Origin of the sequence: Streptomyces sp. QH1-20, assembly GCF_041283565.1 — a bacterium.
Classification (GTDB): Bacteria; Actinomycetota; Actinomycetes; order Streptomycetales; family Streptomycetaceae; genus Streptomyces; species Streptomyces syringius.
Genome location: NZ_CP166299.1, coordinates 3,054,547 through 3,072,322 on the forward strand (window position 1 = coordinate 3,054,547; position 17,776 = coordinate 3,072,322).

At 69.0% G+C, this 17,776-nt stretch carries 19 protein-coding genes, 1 tRNA gene and 1 riboswitch; of the genes, 8 read left to right on the forward strand and 12 right to left on the reverse strand.

Translation table 11 applies throughout. The annotated features are described in order from the left end of the window. Together AB8O64_RS13720 and AB8O64_RS13725 are read right to left on the reverse strand one after the other, a co-directional pair. Entirely contained in the window at window positions 1-870 is an 870-nt protein-coding gene (locus AB8O64_RS13720) for an ABC transporter permease (protein WP_370419436.1), read from the reverse strand. Further along, window positions 863-1,663: an ABC transporter permease gene (locus tag AB8O64_RS13725; protein WP_370419437.1), complete on the reverse strand. Its 801-nt coding sequence runs from the start codon at window positions 1,661-1,663 to the stop codon at window positions 863-865. The genes AB8O64_RS13720 and AB8O64_RS13725 overlap by 8 nt, the downstream gene beginning before the upstream one ends. Window positions 1,664-1,944: 281 nt before the next feature. Between AB8O64_RS13725 and AB8O64_RS13730 the strand changes: the two genes are divergently transcribed. Continuing rightward, window positions 1,945-4,245, forward strand: coding sequence for a transglycosylase domain-containing protein (locus AB8O64_RS13730; RefSeq protein ID WP_370419438.1), 2,301 nt, complete (start codon window positions 1,945-1,947; stop codon window positions 4,243-4,245). A gap of 33 nt (window positions 4,246-4,278) precedes the next feature. Here AB8O64_RS13730 and AB8O64_RS13735 read toward each other — a convergent pair whose 3' ends face one another. The 3 genes from AB8O64_RS13735 to AB8O64_RS13745 all read right to left on the reverse strand — a co-directional run bounded on the left by AB8O64_RS13735 (window position 4,279) and on the right by AB8O64_RS13745 (window position 5,511). Beyond that, a complete protein-coding gene (locus tag AB8O64_RS13735; RefSeq protein ID WP_130878019.1) occupies window positions 4,279-4,599 on the reverse strand; it encodes a multidrug efflux SMR transporter in 321 nt (106 codons plus the stop codon). A gap of 32 nt (window positions 4,600-4,631) precedes the next feature. Continuing rightward, a riboswitch (guanidine-III (ykkC-III) riboswitch) is annotated at window positions 4,632-4,699 on the reverse strand. Window positions 4,700-4,725: 26 nt separating this feature from the next. Beyond that, window positions 4,726-5,028: a co-chaperone GroES gene (locus tag AB8O64_RS13740; protein WP_048831771.1), complete on the reverse strand. Its 303-nt coding sequence runs from the start codon at window positions 5,026-5,028 to the stop codon at window positions 4,726-4,728. Between the two features lie 162 nt (window positions 5,029-5,190). Beyond that, window positions 5,191-5,511 carry a DUF3618 domain-containing protein gene (locus tag AB8O64_RS13745; RefSeq protein WP_370419439.1) on the reverse strand — a complete coding sequence of 107 codons (321 nt, stop codon included), beginning with the start codon at window positions 5,509-5,511 and terminating at the stop codon, window positions 5,191-5,193. Between the two features lie 162 nt (window positions 5,512-5,673). On the opposite strand from AB8O64_RS13745, the gene bcp reads away from it, so the two are divergent. Beyond that, on the forward strand, window positions 5,674-6,141 hold the full coding sequence (gene bcp, locus AB8O64_RS13750; RefSeq protein ID WP_370419440.1) for a thioredoxin-dependent thiol peroxidase: 468 nt from the start codon (window positions 5,674-5,676) through the stop codon (window positions 6,139-6,141). A gap of 85 nt (window positions 6,142-6,226) precedes the next feature. On the opposite strand, the gene AB8O64_RS13755 is transcribed toward bcp, so the two are convergent. Next, window positions 6,227-7,471, reverse strand: coding sequence for a sensor histidine kinase (locus tag AB8O64_RS13755; RefSeq protein ID WP_370419441.1), 1,245 nt, complete (start codon window positions 7,469-7,471; stop codon window positions 6,227-6,229). Next, entirely contained in the window at window positions 7,471-7,998 is a 528-nt protein-coding gene (locus tag AB8O64_RS13760) for a hypothetical protein (RefSeq protein WP_356452419.1), read from the reverse strand. Before AB8O64_RS13760 ends, AB8O64_RS13755 begins: the two co-directional genes overlap by 1 nt. A 272-nt stretch (window positions 7,999-8,270) precedes the next feature. Here AB8O64_RS13760 and AB8O64_RS13765 point away from each other — a divergent pair, with 272 nt between their 5' ends. The 4 genes from AB8O64_RS13765 (at window position 8,271) to AB8O64_RS13780 (ending at window position 11,360) form a co-directional block, all read left to right on the forward strand. Next, window positions 8,271-9,782, forward strand: a complete 1,512-nt coding sequence (locus tag AB8O64_RS13765) for an MFS transporter (RefSeq protein ID WP_370419442.1) — start codon at window positions 8,271-8,273, stop codon at window positions 9,780-9,782. 93 nt (window positions 9,783-9,875) lie between these two features. Further along, window positions 9,876-10,562, forward strand: coding sequence for an HNH endonuclease signature motif containing protein (locus tag AB8O64_RS13770; protein ID WP_370419443.1), 687 nt, complete (start codon window positions 9,876-9,878; stop codon window positions 10,560-10,562). Continuing rightward, window positions 10,562-11,224, forward strand: a complete 663-nt coding sequence (locus tag AB8O64_RS13775; RefSeq protein WP_370419444.1) for an HNH endonuclease — start codon at window positions 10,562-10,564, stop codon at window positions 11,222-11,224. The genes AB8O64_RS13770 and AB8O64_RS13775 overlap by 1 nt, the downstream gene beginning before the upstream one ends. A 52-nt stretch (window positions 11,225-11,276) precedes the next feature. Next, a tRNA-Leu gene (locus AB8O64_RS13780) sits at window positions 11,277-11,360 on the forward strand. A 58-nt stretch (window positions 11,361-11,418) separates the two neighbouring features. Here AB8O64_RS13780 and rdgB read toward each other — a convergent pair. The 4 genes from rdgB to AB8O64_RS13800 form a co-directional block, all read right to left on the reverse strand. After that, window positions 11,419-12,021: an RdgB/HAM1 family non-canonical purine NTP pyrophosphatase gene (rdgB, locus tag AB8O64_RS13785; protein ID WP_370419445.1), complete on the reverse strand. Its 603-nt coding sequence runs from the start codon at window positions 12,019-12,021 to the stop codon at window positions 11,419-11,421. Between the two features lie 50 nt (window positions 12,022-12,071). After that, a complete protein-coding gene (locus AB8O64_RS13790; protein ID WP_370419446.1) occupies window positions 12,072-12,482 on the reverse strand; it encodes a hypothetical protein in 411 nt (136 codons plus the stop codon). A 141-nt stretch (window positions 12,483-12,623) separates the two neighbouring features. After that, a complete protein-coding gene (gene rph, locus AB8O64_RS13795) occupies window positions 12,624-13,355 on the reverse strand; it encodes a ribonuclease PH (protein WP_365184904.1) in 732 nt (243 codons plus the stop codon). A gap of 102 nt (window positions 13,356-13,457) precedes the next feature. After that, complete coding sequence (locus tag AB8O64_RS13800; RefSeq protein ID WP_130878031.1) at window positions 13,458-13,691, reverse strand: glucose PTS transporter subunit EIIB; 234 nt, start codon at window positions 13,689-13,691, stop codon at window positions 13,458-13,460. A gap of 226 nt (window positions 13,692-13,917) precedes the next feature. Between AB8O64_RS13800 and AB8O64_RS13805 the strand changes: the two genes are divergently transcribed. Then, window positions 13,918-15,252 (forward strand): PTS transporter subunit EIIC, encoded by a 1,335-nt coding sequence (locus tag AB8O64_RS13805; protein WP_365210501.1) that lies wholly within the window; start codon window positions 13,918-13,920, stop codon window positions 15,250-15,252. A 230-nt stretch (window positions 15,253-15,482) separates the two neighbouring features. Beyond that, a complete protein-coding gene (locus AB8O64_RS13810) occupies window positions 15,483-16,775 on the forward strand; it encodes a PTS transporter subunit EIIC (protein WP_130878033.1) in 1,293 nt (430 codons plus the stop codon). 230 nt (window positions 16,776-17,005) lie between these two features. On the opposite strand, the gene AB8O64_RS13815 is transcribed toward AB8O64_RS13810, so the two are convergent. Continuing rightward, entirely contained in the window at window positions 17,006-17,758 is a 753-nt protein-coding gene (locus tag AB8O64_RS13815; protein WP_370419447.1) for an MBL fold metallo-hydrolase, read from the reverse strand. Window positions 17,759-17,776: the final 18 nt, after the last annotated feature.

Genomic DNA, 17,776 nt, shown 5'->3' on the forward strand with positions numbered 1-17,776 from the left:
TCAACTCCCCGTACTCCGATAGCTCCTGAGGCCCGCCCGCCAGGCCAGCCCCGAAAGCGCGATCATCACCAGCGCGACCGCCGGGCCGCAGAAGTCCACCCAGCCCGGCAGCCCCAGCGGGTCCTCGCGGTCCAGGATCCGCAGCGCGGGCAGCCAGTTGACGAAGGCGAGGGGGACGACGAAGGTCACCCCGCGCACCAGATCCTGCGAGAACACCGTCGGCGGGTACTGCAGAAGGGTCGTGCCGCCGTAGGTGAAGGAGTTCTGGGCCTGCGAGGCGTCACTGGCCCAGAACTGGAAGGCGGCACCCGCGACGAAGAGCGCAGCGAAGATCCCCGCCCCGCTGATCAGCATCACCGGTACGAGCACGACATCGACCGGCGTCCACGCGATGTCCGCCCCGGCGAGCCCCCAGACCAGCACCACCACGCCCTGGGCGATCCGCCCGAGCCGGCGCAGCGCGAAACGGTCGGCGGCGATCTGCGCCAGCACCGGCACCGGGCGGAGCAGCAGCGTATCGAGCGTGCCGTCCCGCACCCGCCGGCCGACACGTTCGGCATTGCCGAGGAAGAGGTCGACCAGGCCGAACGACGTACTGGTCGCCCCGTACAGCAGCGCGATCTCGGGGAGGGAGAAGCCGCCGAGGGCGTCGATGTGCGAGAACATCAGCAGGATCGCGACGAAATCGAGCCCGCTGGTGAGGAAGTTGCCGACCGCCATCATGACGAAGGACGTGCGGTAGGCCATGGTCGAGCGCACCCACATCGCGACGATCAGCCCGTACGCCCGTAAGCCGTGCAGCAGCCCCGAAAGGGGCCCCTCGGCCTCCCGGACCGGGCCGTCATCGCCCCGCACCGACACCTCAGCCACCTTGCACCACCACCTTGGACGTGGCCAGCGACTGCAGGGCCCGGCCCGCGGCCAGCAGGGCCACCGCCCAGACGGCCTGGAACGCCAGCGCCCCGGCCAGGCCGGTGCCGGTGTGCTGCCCGAGCAGGACATCGGCCGGCACCTGGAGCATCGCCGACCAGGGCAGCAGCCGCACGGTCTCACCGAAGAGGCCCGGGAAGACGGTGAGCGGCAGCAGCAGCCCGGTGAAGAAGATGCCGAGCAGCACGCTGATCATGTTGACCCCGGCGCCGTCGAGCAGCCAGAACGCGCACAGCGCCACCAGATAGCGCAGCGCGAAGCTGACGAGAACGCCGAGGAAGACCGAGAAGGCGAAGGCCGGCCAGCGGGCGGGGTCGGCGGGCAGGGCCAGATCGAAGGCGAGCGCCCCGACGGCCAGCGGCACGACGCCCCGGCCGAGCAGAGCGAAGGCCGCCCGGCCCAGGTCGGCGGCGAGCCACCACAGCTGGAGGTCGACGGGGCGGTAGAGATCGACGGCGATGTCACCGGACCGGATGCGCTCCTGCAGCTCCTCCTGGAAGCCGCCGCCCATCAGCTCCATAGGGGCGAGCAACGCCTGGGTGACCCAGACGAACGTCAGGGCCTGCGCCTGGTCGTAGCCGCCCAGATGCGGGCGTTCGTCCCACAGGGCGATGAACGTATAGGCGATGATGAAGCCGAAGACCGTATTGGTGAACACCCCCGCCGCGGTGGCGACCCGGTAGGTGGCGTGCCGGCGGAAACCACTGACCGCCACCGCGGCGTACAGGCGCATCCCCGTGTCACCTCTTGTCGTTGAACCTTGTTAGTCCGTTGACCCCAAAGCGCAGGAGCTTAGCCGTACGGCTCCGGCCCGGACCACGGGTTTTTCACTCCTCGGAGTGAACGGCCTGACCCAAACGGCTCTTTACAGCTGCCGCAGGTGCGCCACGCCGCTTCGGCACGGACCGCATGGTGCGAGAGTGTTTTCCGGGGCAGACGACTACATCGGAACGGCCGGGCAACACCGTTCGCCGTGGCTGAACCCCCGACGACGGCCGAGGAGTCCCTACAGACATGAGCGACGAGCAGTCACACCAGCGGCCCCCGGGCGACGGTGACGCGTCGGCGAACCGGGCGGCCTGGAGCCAGGGCGCCCGGCCGGGCGGCGGCAAGCCCCGCCGCCCCAAGCGCACCGGCTGGCGCCGGGCCGTGCCCACCTGGCGCATGCTGCTCGGTGGCGTTCTGCTGATCATCCTGCTGATCGCGGGCGGGTTGATCGCGGGATATCTGCTGGTCGACATCCCACCGGCCAACAAGGCCGCCGTCGCCGAGAGCAATGTCTTCCTCTACTCCGACGGCAGCCAGCTCGCCCGCGACGGCGAGGTCAACCGGGAAAGCGTCGCACTGACCAAGGTGTCGAAGAACGTCCAGCACGCGGTCCTCGCCGCCGAGGACCGCGACTTCTACTCCGAATCGGCCGTCAACCCCGAGGCGATGGTCCGCGCCGCCTGGAACACCGTCACCGGCAAGGGCAAGCAGTCCGGCTCCACCATCACCCAGCAGTACGTCAAGAACTACTACCTCGGCCAGGAACAGACCATCACCCGCAAGGTGAAGGAATTCTTCATCGCGATCAAACTCGACCGCGAAGTGACGAAGGACGACATCCTTGAGGGGTATCTGAACACCAGCTACTTCGGCCGGAACGCGTACGGCATCCAGGCCGCCTCCCAGGCCTACTACGGCAAGGACTCCGACAAGCTCGACACCGCCGAGGGCGCCTACCTCGCCACCCTCCTCAACGCCCCCAGCTCCTTCGACGTCGGCGCCCACCCCGAGAACAAGCAGCGCGCCCTGAGCCGCTGGAACTACGTCCTCGACGGCATGGTCAAGAAGAAGTGGCTCACCCCCGCCGAACGCGCCACGATGAAGTTCCCGCCGCCGGGCAAGTCCAAGGCCCGCAACGGCATGTCGGGCCAGCGCGGCTATCTCGTCGAAGCCGTCAAGGACTACCTCACCGGCAACAAGATCGTCGACGAACAGACCCTCGCCGCCGGCGGCTACCGCATCACCACCACCATCAACCGCAAGAAACAGGACGCCTTCGTCAAGGCCGTACAGCGGCAACTGATGGACGAACTCAGCCCCGACCGCAAGGTCGACAGCTACGTACGCGCCGGCGGCGCCTCCATCGACCCCAGATCGGGCAAGGTCGTCGCCCTCTACGGCGGCGTCGACTACACCAAGCAGTACGTCAACAACGCCACCCGCCGCGACTACCAAGTCGGCTCCACCTTCAAGCCGTTCGTCTTCACCTCCGCCGTGCAGAACGACTCCACCACGCAGAACGGCCGCCCCATCACCCCGAACACCCTCTACGACGGCACCGACGGCCGCCAGGTCCAGGGCCCGAACGGCCCCGTCGGCTACAGCCCGGAGAACGAGGACGGCAAGTCCTACGGCCGCGTCACCGTCACCAAGGCCACCGACCTGTCCGTCAACGCCGTCTACGCGCAGATGGCCCAGGACGTCGGCCCCGCCAAGGTCAAGGACACGGCCGTCGCCCTCGGCATCCCCGCCGGCACCCCCGACCTGACCGCCACGCCCTCCATCGCCCTCGGCGTCGCCACCGCGAGCGTCCTGGACATGACCCAGGCCTACGCGACCCTCGCCAACCACGGCCGGCACGGCCCGTACTCGCTCGTCCAGAAGCTCGCCAAGGGCGGCGAGAACGTCGGGCTCCCCAGCGACGACACCAAGCGGGCCGTCCCCCGCGAAGCCGCCGACACCACCACCTCCGTCCTCCAGAGCGTGGTCGACAACGGCACCGGCGCCGCCGCCCAGATGGCCGGACGGCCCGCCGCCGGCAAGACCGGCACGGCGGAGGAGGACAAGGCCGCCTGGTTCGCCGGCTACACCCCCGACCTCGCCACCGTCGTCGCCGTCATGGGCCAGGACCCCGACAGCGCCGAACAGAAACCCCTCTACGGGGCCACGGGCCTGTCCCGCATCAACGGCGGCGGCTACCCCGCCGAGATCTGGGCGGCGTACACCGCCGACGCCCTGGAGGGCACCCCCGTCAAGGAGTTCGACCTGGAGACGATGAGCGGCGGCGCCCCGCTCATGGAGACACCCGAGACCTCAGCGCCGCCGGCCACGTCCAGCGCCCCGCCGACCGCGACCGCCCCGCCGACCACCACCCGCCCGACGCCCCCGGGCCCGCCGACCGACTTCCCGTCCCCGATCGTGCCGCCCGGCCCGCCGACGGACTTCCCGTCCCCGCCGGACATCCCGTTCGGCCCGAACGGCCCCAACGGACGGCAGGACGGACGCGGCGGCGGGGACGACCGGGATTCGCTGCTGGGCGACCTGTAGGTCGGATCATCAAGGGTCAGTGGCCCGAGGTCGTCAGTGGCCCGAGGTCGCCTTCAGCCCCACCACCGCCACCAGCAACAGCACAATGAAGAAGATCCGTGCGGCGGTCGCCGGTTCACCCAGCACGACCATGCCGAGCACCGCCGCGCCGGCCGCGCCGATACCGACCCAGACGCCGTAGGCCGTACCGATGGGAAGCGTCTTCGCGGCCTGCGCCAGCAACAGCATGCTGGCCGCGATGCCCGCGACGGTGAACACGCTCGGCCACAGCCGGGTGAAACCTTCGGTGAACTTCATACCGATCGACCAGCCGACCTCGAGCAGACCGGCGACGGCGAGCAGGATCCATGCCATGACGGCACCTCCGTGAAACGTGCTTCAACAGGGGTGCGTCGTCTTGTCATGACCCGGTACGGCGCGTCTCGTCGGGTTCTCTCGACCGTACCAAACCGGACGGATTCGCGAATTACAGGTCGCGGATTACAGGTAAAGCCCCGTGGAGTCCTCGGACCCCTCCAGGCGCTCCGCCGCCACCGCGTGCAGATCCCGCTCGCGCATCAGGACGTACGCGACCCCGCGCACCTCCACCTCGGCACGGTCCTCCGGGTCGTACAGCACCCGGTCACCCGGCTCCACCGTACGGACGCTCTGCCCGACCGCCACCACCTCGGCCCACGCCAGCCGACGGCCCACCGCCGCCGTCGCCGGAATGACGATGCCGCCGGTGGACCGGCGCTCTCCCTCGGGAATATCGGTCCGGACCAGCACCCGGTCGTGGAGCATCCGGATGGGCAGCTTGTCGTGGGTGGTGTTCGCGCTCACGCCATGACCGTACCTGGCCGAGCGGGATGCCGAGGCCATAGGTCGCGGATCGGTCCGTACCGGATACGGCCGACCACCGACCGACTACAGAACGCTTACGCCTTACGCGCTACGCCTTGTGCCTTACGCCTTGCGACGCCGCGCGGAGACCGTGAGCAGACCCACCACGCCCACGACGACCATCGCCACCGGCACGATCCGCTCCAGCCGCGGCGCGCCCTCCTCCGTCACGAACCGCTCCCGCACATCCGAGACGATCCGGTTCGCCGCCACATAGGCCCGGCCGGCGGTCTGGTCCACCTTCGAGGCCACCTTGGCCTTGGCGTCACCGATGATCGTCTTGGGGTGCATCCGCACCCCGATCTCGTCGAGCGTCACGGCGAGCTCGCTCCGCCTGCGGGCGATGTCCGCCTCGATCTGCGCAGGGGTCCTGGCTTCCGGCACCGCGCGGCCTCCGTCGTCTCGATAAGAGTGATTAAGACTGATGATGGACAGTCTGTCAGCTCGCACGGTCCCGTGCCCCGCGGCACCCCCGATCGGGGAGCTGGCTAGTCTCGGGAGTCGACACGACCTGGACACAGCGTACGAAAACCCTTGAGGAGAGCCATGAGCGAGCGACTGCAGCCCGGCGACACCGCCCCCGCCTTCACCCTGCCCGACGCGGACGGCAAGCATGTCTCCCTCGCCGACCACAAGGGCCGCAAGGTCATCGTCTACTTCTACCCCGCCGCACTGACCCCCGGCTGCACCAAGCAGGCCTGCGACTTCACCGACAACCTGGAATTCCTGGCCGGCCACGGCTACGACGTCATCGGCGTCTCCCCCGACAAGCCGGAGAAGCTCGCCAAGTTCCGCGACACGGAATCCCTGAAGGTCACCCTCGTCGGCGACCCCGAGAAGAAGGTCCTGGAGGCCTACGGCGCCTTCGGCGAGAAGAAGCTGTACGGCAAGACCGTCACGGGCGTCATCCGCTCCACCGTCATCGTCGACGAGGAGGGCAAGGTCGAGCGCGCCCTCTACAACGTGAAGGCCACCGGCCACGTTGCAAAGATCATCAAGGACCTGGGGCTGTAGCAGGAGTCCTGCGCCCGCGGGCCGTTTCGCCGCCTGCGGCGGCAGGCGCCCTGCGGGCGCGTCCTCAAACGGCGGACGGGCTGATTTACAGCCCCTCCGCCGGAGGCGGATCCGCCTCCGGGAGATCGAGAACGACCTGCGCCCCGCCGCCCGGCGCCGTACCGAACTCCAGCGACGCCCCCAGCACCACCGCCTGACCCACCGCGATCGTCAGCCCCAGACCATGCCCGGTGCCCCGCTCCGGCGCCGCCGTACGGAACCGCCGCGGCCCCTGGTCCACCAGCTCCGGCGGATAGCCGTCACCATGATCCCGCACCACGATCCGCGTGCCCTCCACCCGGATCTCGATCGGCGGCTTCCCGTGCTTCGCCGCGTTCCCCAGCACATTCACCAGGATCCGCTCCACCCGACGCGCGTCCGTCGCCACGATCCGGCCCTCGCCGACCACCTCGACCGCCACGTCCTCGACACCACGCTGCCCACGCGCCCGCTTGACGATCCCGTGCACCAGCGACGGCAGCTCCACCGCGTCCAGCTGCGCCCGCTCCCGCCCCGCGTCCAGCCGGGACACCTCCAGCAGATCCTCCACCAGCACCCGCATCGTCTGCGCACGCTCGCGCACCATCTCCACCGCACGCGGATGCGGCAACAACTCCGCCGACGCCACCAGCCCGGCCACCGGCGTCCGCAGCTCATGCGCCACATCCGCCGTGAACTCCCGCTCCGCCTCCACCCGCGCCGCCAGCGACGCCGCCATGTGATGCACCGAGCGCCCCAGCTCCGCCACCTCGTCCCGGCCACCCGTCGCCAGCGCCTCCGCGTCCGGCGCCGCACCCGCGGCGATCCGCCGCGCCGCCGCCGCACTGCGCCGCAACCGCCGCGACAGGCTCTGCGCCACGAACCACGCCACCACCGCCATCAGCACGACCGTCGCCACACCGGCCACCACCAGGGCCCTGTCCAGCGCCGTCTGCAACGGATCCCGGTCCGGGTACGAAGCCGACACCGACAACACCTTGTCGTCACCGACGCCCGTCGCCGCCCACACCCGCGGGTCACCACCGGTGCTGATGTACGTCCCCGACTCGCCCCGCGCCACCGCCTGCGACAACGCGAACGGCAGCGCCGAATCATCGAGCTGCGCGCCGAGCGCCAGCGTCCCGTCACGCTGATACACCTGAAGCGCCGAACTCAGCAGCTCGTCCTGGAACGCCATGGCCTGCCGGCCCCGCTCCAATCCGGAGATGTGGTGCACGGCCACACCGAGGAACACGACCGCCAGCGCGGTGACGAAAGAGATCGCGAGGGCGATCCGGCCACGGATGCCCATCACGTGATCGTGAAGATTTCCGTCTGGTCCCCGACCCGCGTGGCACCCGTGTACTCGACCTCGAGCCCCGTGAAGGCCCGCACCCCGTCCACGTTCTTCGCACCGTAGAGCCGGAACTTCGCCGGGTACGACGCCGACGCCGCGCCGTTCGCACCACCGGACACCTGCACCACCCCACGTCCGTCGGCGCCCTTGGCGTCATAGCTGAGCCACTTGATGCCGCTCGCCACCATCACCGCGTTCGAGCAGTTCAGGATGATGCTCTCCGGCCGCACGGTCGGAGTACGGAACCCGCACTCCCGCACCCCGGGCAGCTGCCGCGGCTCCGCCGCGGTGACCTCCGCCGACTCCTGATCGGACGCCCACGCCTTCTGCGCCGCCGCCGTCTTCGGCGCCTTGGCCACGGTGCTCGTCCGCTCCGAGGCCTCGCTGAACCACAGCCCGCCGCAGACCAGAACGGCCACGACCGCCAAGGTCGCGACGACAGTGCGCAAGGTCGCCCAGCGAGGCGCGGCGCGGTCGGTCATCGGGCTCTCTTCCTCGTACACGGGTGATGGTTCGTCCCCTGTTGTGAGTGACGGAGAAATCACGCCGCGCGTTCCCTTTGGCCACCATCGGGTTCTCCCGGGACGGGCTTCGACGGGGTGACCTATCTCGCGATCGAGCAAGGGAACGGTTTGAGCCGTCGGCAATCGCGCAGAAGTGCTGTTCGTGTGTGTCCCGTACGAGAAGCACTGCGCGGCAGCGCGGCCGACGGACGGAACCGACGCCGACGACCCGACCGAGAGGAAGCCGAGCCGTGCCCACCGGCAACAGCACCGAGGCCGACGCCGAAACCGACCGCCAACGCGACGATCGTGACCCGCAGGCGGTCAGGCGCCACAGAACCCTCTTCCGGGCCGCCGCCCGCCGCAAGAACCCCCGCCTGCGCCGCACGGACATCACCGTCACGGACGAGAAGACCGTCAGACGCGCGGTGAAGGCGGCAGCCCTCGGCAACGCCATGGAGTGGTTCGACTTCGGCATCTACAGCTACCTCGCCGTCACCATCGGCGATGTCTTCTTCCCGTCCGGGAACGACACGGTCCGGCTGCTGTCCTCGCTCGCGACCTTCGCCGTCGCCTTCCTCGTACGCCCCCTGGGCAGCCTCTTCTTCGGCCCCCTCGGCGACCGCGTCGGCCGTAAGCGCGTCCTCGCGCTGACCATGATCCTGATGGCGGTCGGCACCTTCGCCATCGGCCTCATCCCCTCGTACGCGACGATCGGCTTCTGGGCCCCGGTCCTGCTGATCTGCTTCCGGATGCTCCAGGGCTTCTCGACCGGCGGCGAGTACGGCGGCGCCGCCACCTTCATCGCCGAGTACGCGCCCGACAAGCGCCGCGGCTTCTTCGGCAGCTTCCTCGAATTCGGCACCCTGGCGGGCTACGTCGGCGCGGCCGGCCTCGTCACGGTCATGACCGCCACCCTCGGCAGCGACACCATGGGCGACTGGGGCTGGCGCATCCCCTTCCTCGCCGCCGGCCCGCTCGGCCTCGTCGGCCTCTATCTGCGGCTGAAGCTGGAGGACACCCCGGCCTTCCAGAAACTGGAGGAGGAGAACGGCTCCGGCGAACACGTCACCAGCGAGACCACCGAGCTGCGGCAGATCTTCGTCACCCACTGGTCGCGACTGGCCCTGTGCGTCGTCCTGGCCGGGGCGTACGGCATCACCGACTACATGCTGCTGTCGTACATGCCGACGTATCTGACGGACCAGCTCGACTACGACGACACCCACGGCCTGCTGATCCTGATCGGCACGATGGCGCTGCTCATGGCTGTCATCACCTTCGTGGGCCGCCTCAACGACCGAATAGGCCGAAAGCCCCTGCTGATGGCGGGCATGGGCGGCTTCTTCGCCCTGTCGGTCCCCGCCTTCTGGCTCCTGAAGCAGGGCAGCGTGGTCGCGGTGGCGGGCGGCATGCTGATGCTCGGCCTCCCCCTGGTCTGCCTCCTGGGCACCATGTCCGCCGCCCTCCCCGCCCTCTTCCCCACCCACGTCCGCTACGGCTCGCTGTCCATCGGCTACAACCTCTCCACGTCCCTCTTCGGCGGCACGACACCGCTGGTCATCACGAGCCTGATCAGCGCCACGGGCAGCGACATGGTGCCGGCGTTCTACACGATGGCGGCAGCGCTGGTGGGCATGGTGGCGGTCGCCTGCATGAAGGAAACGGCCCGCCAGCCGCTGGAGGGCTCGCCGCCGTCGGTGGCGACGAAGGAGGAAGCGGCGGAAATGGTCAACTCGGCGGCACCGGATCCGAAGTTCTGACATATGCCGCTGTCGGCGTAACTGTCCGATGATCCCCTCGTTGGTTCGTTCGAGGCCACGAACTCATGCGTGGCCTCGAACGGAGGGGAAGTCATGCCGGTCAGTCCGTACACCAGGGAACGTCTGGCGGAGGCCGCGAGATCCTCGCGGACGCTGTCGGAGGCGTTGGAGAAACTCGGGGTCGATCCCAAGAGCTCGAAGCGCAATTACCTACGCGAGCGGATGAGGAGGCTCGGGGTGGACACGTCGCACTTCGAGCGCGAGGGCGCACGCTGGACGAAGGAGATGCTGGAGTTCGCCGTGGCCGCGTCGAGCAACATGTCCCAGGTTCTCCGCTGTCTGGGCATCGATGTCGTGGGCGGCCAGCACACGCACATCAGCCGTCGGGTGCGCGCGCTAGGAATCGACACTTCACACTTCACCCCGCCGCAACGCACGGAGAACATGCGGGACAACCGCCGTCGACGGGCACCCGATGAGATCCTCGTGGAGGACCGTTCAGCGAACTCCCGCCGCACACCCAGCACACAGCTCAAGAGGGCGATGCATGATCTCGGCATCGATGAGAACTGCGCCCTCTGCGGCATCGAGCCGCTGTGGCGGGACTACCCACTGCCGCTTGAGGTCGATCACATCGACGGTAACTGGCGCAACAATCGTCTCGAAAACCTGCGGCTCCTATGCCCCAACTGCCATTCGACGACGGACACGTATCGCGGCCGAAGCAAAGGCCGACGCGCCGCAGCCGACGGGAAGCCAGGCGACGGGGGTCGGGCCTGATGAGTGCGCGCAACAGTTACTCGAAAGAGCGTATGACCGAGGCTGCACTGCTGTGTTCGAACATCGACGAAGTCATCGCCTTCTTCGGCACGCACCCGTACGGCCACCTCGCCCGGTACCTGTTCAGGCGGTTCGCACACTTCGGCATCGACGTGTCGCACTTCGCACGCCCCTACCGTAAAGGCGGCTCTCGGCCTGCGGTGGAATCCCTCCGGGACGCTGTGTCCGAATCCACGTCGATCGCCGAAACACTTCGTCGGCTGCGCCAACCGGACAACGGGAGCCAACGCGCGCTGCTGCGCCAGTGGATAGCGGACGACGGGCTCACGACCGCGCATTTCCTCGGCCAGGCGCACCAGCGCGGCAAGCCCGGCAGGGTTCAGCGAAAAGCCCCGGAAGAAATACTCATCAAGCACAGCGGCAAACAACGCGCACGGACGGTCACACTTCGTCTGGCGCTACGCGAGATCGGCGTCCCGGAGGAGTGCGCCGGCTGCGGAACAGGCGGTCTGTGGCAAGGCAGGCCCATGACGCTGGAGATAGACCACGTCAACGGAGACTGGACCGATGACCGGCCCGAGAACCTCCGACTGCTCTGCCCCAACTGCCATGCCATCACGAGCACCTGGTGCCGAGGGGGCAGGCGACGGAGAGGTCGCTAGCACTACCCCCGATCCGCCTCGTCCGTCGGCCCGGTACGATGACACGTGACGAGCGGCGGTGGCGCAACGGCGACGCAGCGGACTTAGGATCCGTGGCCCGTGACAGGGCTTGAGGGTTCGAATCCCTTCCGCCGCACAGCAAACGGCCTGTGAATCGAAGAAATCGATTCACAGGCCGTTCCGCGTTCGGGGGCCTAACCCAAAAGCTCCCGAACCACCGGCACCAACCCCCGGAACGCCTTCCCCCGGTGGCTGATCGCGTTCTTCTCCGCCGCCGTCAGCTCCGCGCAGGTGCGGGTCTCGCCCAGCGGCTGGAGGATCGGGTCGTAGCCGAAGCCGCCCGTGCCCGTCGGTTCGTGGCGGAGGGTGCCTTCCAGGCGGCCCTCGACGACGCGTTCCGTGCCGTCCGGCAGGGCCAGTGCCGCCGCGCAGGCGAAGTGGGCTCCCCGGTGTTCCTCGGCGATGTCGCCCAGTTGGGCGAGCAGAAGGTCGAGGTTGGCCTTGTCGTCGCCGTGGGTGCCGGCCCAGCGGGCGGAGAAGATGCCGGGGGCGCCGTTCAGGACGTCGACGCAGAGGCCGGAGTCGTCGGCGACGGCCGGGTGGCCGGTGGCGCGGGCCAGGGCGTGGGCCTTGAGGAGGGCGTTCTCGGCGAAGGTGACGCCGGTTTCCTTGACGTCGGGGATCTCGGGGTAGGCGTCGGCCCCGACGAGTTCGACGTCGAGGCCGGCGCCCTCGAGGATGGCGCGGAGTTCGGTGACCTTGTTGGCGTTGCGGGTGGCGAGGATCAGGCGCTTCATGGTCCCGATTATCCGGGCCGGGCCGCCGCGGCCCGGGACCGCCCGCCGTCCTACTTCGACGTACAGACCTTCGTCAGCTCGCCGGCGGCGTCCTTGACCGGGCCCAGGTCGGGCCTCTCGTTGCGCTCGACGGCCTTGCGGGCGTTGGCGACGGCGCTCTGGAAGTGGTCGACGACCTTGTCGAGGTCCGGGTTGTCCGTCTTGTCCTTGAGCTTCTTCACGTCCGCGTCAAGGGTGTCCAGGGCCTCGTCGGCCTTGCCGGGGTCGTCGGCGGCGCTGCCGACCGCGCGCTGGAGGTCGTCCACGTCCTTGCCGACGTCGACCACCAGCCGTGCGCAGTCGACGGCCTTCTCCGCCGCGCCGCATCCGGCGGCCAGCGGAACGGCCAGGGCGACGACGGCGAGAGCGGCGATGGCGGTGGTACGGCGGTGGCGTACGGGACTGGTGCGGCGCACGGACATGGAGCAGTTCCCTCCCCGTTGACGGGCTACGGGCGCATGGTCTTCGAGACCATACGCCCGTATCTCTGTACTGCTATGAACGCGCGCGCCGCGTCGGACGGTTGCTTCCCGCCGCGATCCCGGTCGCGATCCTCGTGGGAACTACAGCGTCGCGGCCAACGCCTCGCGCTGTGCCGCGTCGAGGGCTCCGCAGCCGGCGACGGCGAGGTCGAGCAGGGCGTTGAGCTCCTCGCGGGCGAAGGGCTCGGCCTCGGCGGTGCCCTGGACCTCGACGAAGCGGCCGTCGCCGGTGCAGACGACGTTCATGTCGGTGTCGGCGCGGACGTCCTCCTCGTAGCAGAGGTCGAGCAGCGGGACGCCGCCGACGATGCCGACGCTGACGGCGGAGACGGTGCCGGTCAGGGGCTGGCGGCCGTGCTTGATGAGCTTCTTGCCCTGGGCCCAGGTGATGGCGTCGGCGAGGGCGACGTAGGCGCCGGTGATGGCGGCGGTGCGGGTACCGCCGTCGGCCTGGAGGACGTCGCAGTCGAGGACGATGGTGTTCTCGCCGAGCGCCTTGAAGTCGATGACGGCGCGCAGCGAGCGGCCGATGAGGCGGGAGATCTCGTGGGTGCGGCCGCCGATCTTGCCGCGGACGGATTCGCGGTCGCCGCGGGTGTTGGTGGAGCGCGGCAGCATCGAGTACTCGGCGGTGACCCAGCCCTCGCCGCTGCCCTTGCGCCAGCGGGGTACGCCCTCGGTGACGCTGGCGGTGCAGAAGACCTTGGTGTCGCCGAAGGAGACGAGGACGGAGCCTTCGGCGTGCTTGCTCCAGCCACGCTGGATGGTCACGGGGCGGAGCTGTTCGGGGGTGCGGCCGTCGATGCGAGACATGGTGATGAGCCTATCGGCATCGCGAAGGGCCCCGTTCCGGTTCGGTGCGAAGCGGTGCGGGGCCCTTGGCGGGGGCTCAGGGAGCCCAGGGAGCGCAGTGGCTCACATCATGTCTTCGATCTCGCCGGCGATCGGGTCGGCGTCGGTGCCGATGACGACCTGGATGGCGGTGCCCATCTTCACGACGCCGTGCGCTCCGGCTGCCTTGAGGGCGGCCTCGTCGACGAGGTCGGGGTTCACGACCTCGGTGCGCAGTCGGGTGATGCAGCCCTCGACCTCTTCGATGTTGTCGAGCCCGCCGAGCCCGGCGACGATCTTCTCAGCCTTGGAAGCCATGTGCACTCCTGGTTGTCTCGGCCCTTCGGCGGTCTCGCCGACCGGCTTTCACACGGTAACCCACGTTCAGCCCAACTACGCGGGCATATGTCCGCCATCTAACGAAAGATGGCGACCACCCGGCGGTGCGTTCCGGGAGGCCCCGCATCGCACCATGAGTGGTCTACACCAGTATGCGGCACACACCGAGGGAGCTGTCGCCCGGGCGGCGGCCTGGAGGACGCAGATGAGCTCGAACGCGGCGGCGGTGCCGGAGGGGTCGAAGGGGCGGGCGTCGGGGAAGAAGTGGACGCAGACGCTCTTCCAGAACCTCCAGAAGATGGGCCGCAGTCTTCAGCTGCCGATCGCCGTCCTGCCCGCCGCGGGCATCCTGAACCGGCTCGGTCAGCCCGATGTGTTCGGCAAGGACGGTCTGGGCTGGACCGATGTGGCCAAGGTGATGGCGGGCGCGGGCGGCGCGCTGCTGGATTCGTCGCTGGGGTTGCCGCTGCTGTTCGCGGTGGGTGTGGCGATCGGCATGGCGAAGAAGTCGGACGGTTCGACGGCGCTGGCGGCGGTCGCGGGGTTCCTCGTCTATTACGCGGTGCTGCACCAGTTCCCCGACGACTGCCCCACCGGCTCCAAGCACACGCCCATCGGCCTGCTGAACGGGGTGTGTGTCACCCCGGGCGGGGATCCGGCCGCGGCCGGGTATCAGAACCCGGGGGTGTTCGGCGGCATCGTGATGGGTCTGCTGGCGGCCTGGTTCTGGCAGCGGTACCACCGGGTGCGGCTGGTCGACTGGCTCGGGTTCTTCAACGGCCGACGGCTCGTCCCGATCATCATGGCGTTCGTGGCGATCGCCTTCGCGGCGTTGTGCCTGTGGATCTGGCCGCCGATCGGTGACGCGCTGACGAGCTTCAGCAAGTGGCTGGTCGATCTGAGTTCCACGGGCGCGGGCATCTTCGGTGTCGCGAACCGGGCGCTGCTGGTGATCGGGCTGCATCAGTTCCTGAACGTCTTCGTGTGGTTCCAGTTCGGCGACTACACCAAGCCGGACGGCACGGTGGTGCACGGTGACATCAACCGGTTCCTGGCGGGTGACCCGACGGCGGGGCAGTTCACGTCCGGGTTCTTCCCGATCATGATGTTCGCCCTGCCGGCGGCGGCGCTGGCGATCACGCACTGCGCGAAGCCGCATCGCCGGAAGGTGGTCGGCGGCATGATGCTGTCGGTCGGCCTGACGTCGTTCGTCACGGGCATCACCGAGCCGATCGAGTACTCGTTCCTCTTCATCGCCCCCCTGCTGTACGTGGTGCACGCGCTGCTCACGGGGGCGTCGATGGCGATCACGTGGGGGCTGGGGGTCCATGACGGCTTCAGCTTCTCGGCGGGGCTGATCGACTACGTCATCAACTGGAGCCTGGCGACCAAGCCGTGGCTGATCATTCCGATCGGGCTGTGTTTCGCCGTGGTCTACTACGCGATCTTCCGCTTCGCGATCACGAAGTTCGATCTGCCGACTCCGGGGCGGGAGCCGGAGGAAGTAGCGGAGGAAATCGAGCAGGAGAACGTCAAATAAGGGAACGCGAAGTGAGGGGAGCGTGACGCTGCGCCGCCCTCTCGCCCCTCGTACGGAACGGCCCCCGAGTCCAAGGACTCGGGGGCCGTTCGGCCTGTGGCTCAGGCCATGGAAGTATGGATTCCTTTATGCCCGCTTCACGTGCTACAACAGGTCTAAACCACTGAGTGGTGTAGACCATAAGCGGGCCGCCCCCCTTCCCGAGTGCCCGCCTCACCTGGAGGAATCCGATGAGTACGGCCACCAAGGCGGCGCCCGAAGAGGCGCAACCGGAGAAGAAGAAGCGCGGCGCCGGCGCGATGGCGGTCGCCCAGCGCATCGGGCGCAGCCTCATGCTGCCGGTCGCGGTGCTGCCCGCCGCCGCCCTGATGGTCCGGCTCGGCCAGAGCGACATGCTCGGCAAGGAGTCGTTCCCGGCGTTCCTCAACAAGATCGCCGAGTTCATGTCCGCCGGTGGTGGCGCGATCCTCGACAACATGGCGCTGCTGTTCGCCGTCGGTGTCGCGATCGGTTACGCCAAGAAGTCCGACGGCTCCACCGCGCTGGCCGCCGTGGCCGGTTACCTGGTCTTCCAGAAGGTGCTGGGCACCTTCACCGACGGCAGCCTCCCCAAGAAGGAGGCCGTGGTCGACCACAAGGTCGCCATGGTGGAGCAGGCGGTCGACGCCAAGGTCCTCGGCGGTGTGGTGATAGGCCTCGTCGTCGCGCTGATCTACCAGCGCTTCTACCGCACCAAGCTGCCCGACTGGGCGGGCTTCTTCGGTGGCCGTCGTCTGGTGCCGATCCTGTCGTCCTTCGCGGGTCTGCTCATCGGTGTGGTCTTCGGTTACATCTGGCCGGTGCTCGGCACGGGTCTGCACAACTTCGGTGAGTGGCTGGTCGGCTCCGGTGCCGTCGGCGCGGGCATCTTCGGTGTCGCCAACCGCGCGCTGATCCCGGTCGGCATGCACCACCTGCTCAACTCCTTCCCGTGGCTGCAGGCCGGTTCGTACGACGGTGCCAAGGGCACGGTCAACGGTGACATCGCCCGCTTCCTGGCCGGTGACCCGAACGCCGGCCAGTTCATGACCGGCTTCTTCCCGATCATGATGTTCGCCCTGCCGGCCGCGTGCCTCGCGATCGTGCACTGTGCCCGTCCGGAGCGCCGCAAGGTCGTCGGCGGCATGATGTTCTCCCTCGCGCTCACCGCGTTCGTCACGGGTGTGACCGAGCCGATCGAGTTCACGTTCATGTTCGTCGCGCCGGTGCTGTACGCGATCCACGCGGTGCTGACGGGTGTCTCGATGGCTCTGACCTGGGCGCTCGGCATGAAGGACGGCTTCGGCTTCTCGGCCGGCGCGGTGGACTTCGTGCTGAACCTGGGCATCGCCACGAAGCCCTGGCTGCTCGTGGTTGTGGGTCTGTGCTTCGCGGCCCTCTACTACGTGGTCTTCCGCTTCGCGATCACGAAGTTCAATCTGCCGACGCCGGGCCGTGAGTCCGACGCCGAGCTCGCCGAGCTGGCGAAGGCCGAGGCGAAGTAGCCTCCGGTCTCCCCTGGACGACGAAGCCCCCGCAACGCGCACGGTTGTCGGGGGCTTCGTCATGCCCCGGGGCGGGGCGCCTTGAACGCGGGACGGGCTGCTGTGCCTTGTCCTCAAGCGCCGGACGGGCTGCACACGCAGCCCGTCCGGCGCTTGAGGACGCGCCCGCAGGGCGCTCGCCGCCGCAGGCGGCAACGGCGGGGCCGCACCGAAGACCCGTCGGAGGGGCCCTACAGCTCGTAGACCGCCCCGGCGCGGGCCAGCTCGGCCGGGCCGTCGTAGACCGAACGGGCGTCGCGGAGGTTGGTGAGGGGGTCGGTCCACGGGGGGATGTGGGTGAGGACGAGCCGGGCGACGCGGGCGCGGGCGGCCTGTTCCCCGGCCTCGCGGCCGGTGAGGTGGAGGTCCGGGATGTCCTCCTTGCCGTGCGTGAAGGACGCCTCGCACAGCAGGAGGTCCGTGTCGAGGGCGAGGTCGTGCAGGGCGTCGCAGGGGCCGGTGTCGCCGGAGTAGACGAGGGAGCGTTCCCCGTGCTCGACCCGGAAGGCGAAGGCCTCGACGGGGTGGCGGACGCGGTCGGTGCGGATCGTGAAGGGGCCGAGGGTGAACTTGCCCGGGGCCAGCGTGCGGAAGTCGAAGACCTCGCGCATGGACGTCTCGTGCGGGACGTCGCCGTAGGCGGTGCTGAGCCGCTCCTCGGTGCCCTCCGGCCCGTAGACGGGGATGGCCGCGGCGCGGCCGCCGTCGTGGCGGTAGTAGCGGGCGACGAAGTAGCCGCACATGTCGATGCAGTGGTCCGGGTGCAGATGGGACAGCAGCACGGCGTCGAGGTCGTAGAGACCGATGTGGCGCTGCAGCTCGCCGAGGGCGCCGTTGCCCATGTCGAGGAGCAGCCGGAAGCCGTCGGCCTCGACGAGGTAGCTCGAGCAGGCCGATTCCGTGGACGGGAACGACCCCGAGCATCCGACGACGGTGAGCTTCATGCGGGCCTGAACCTCCGT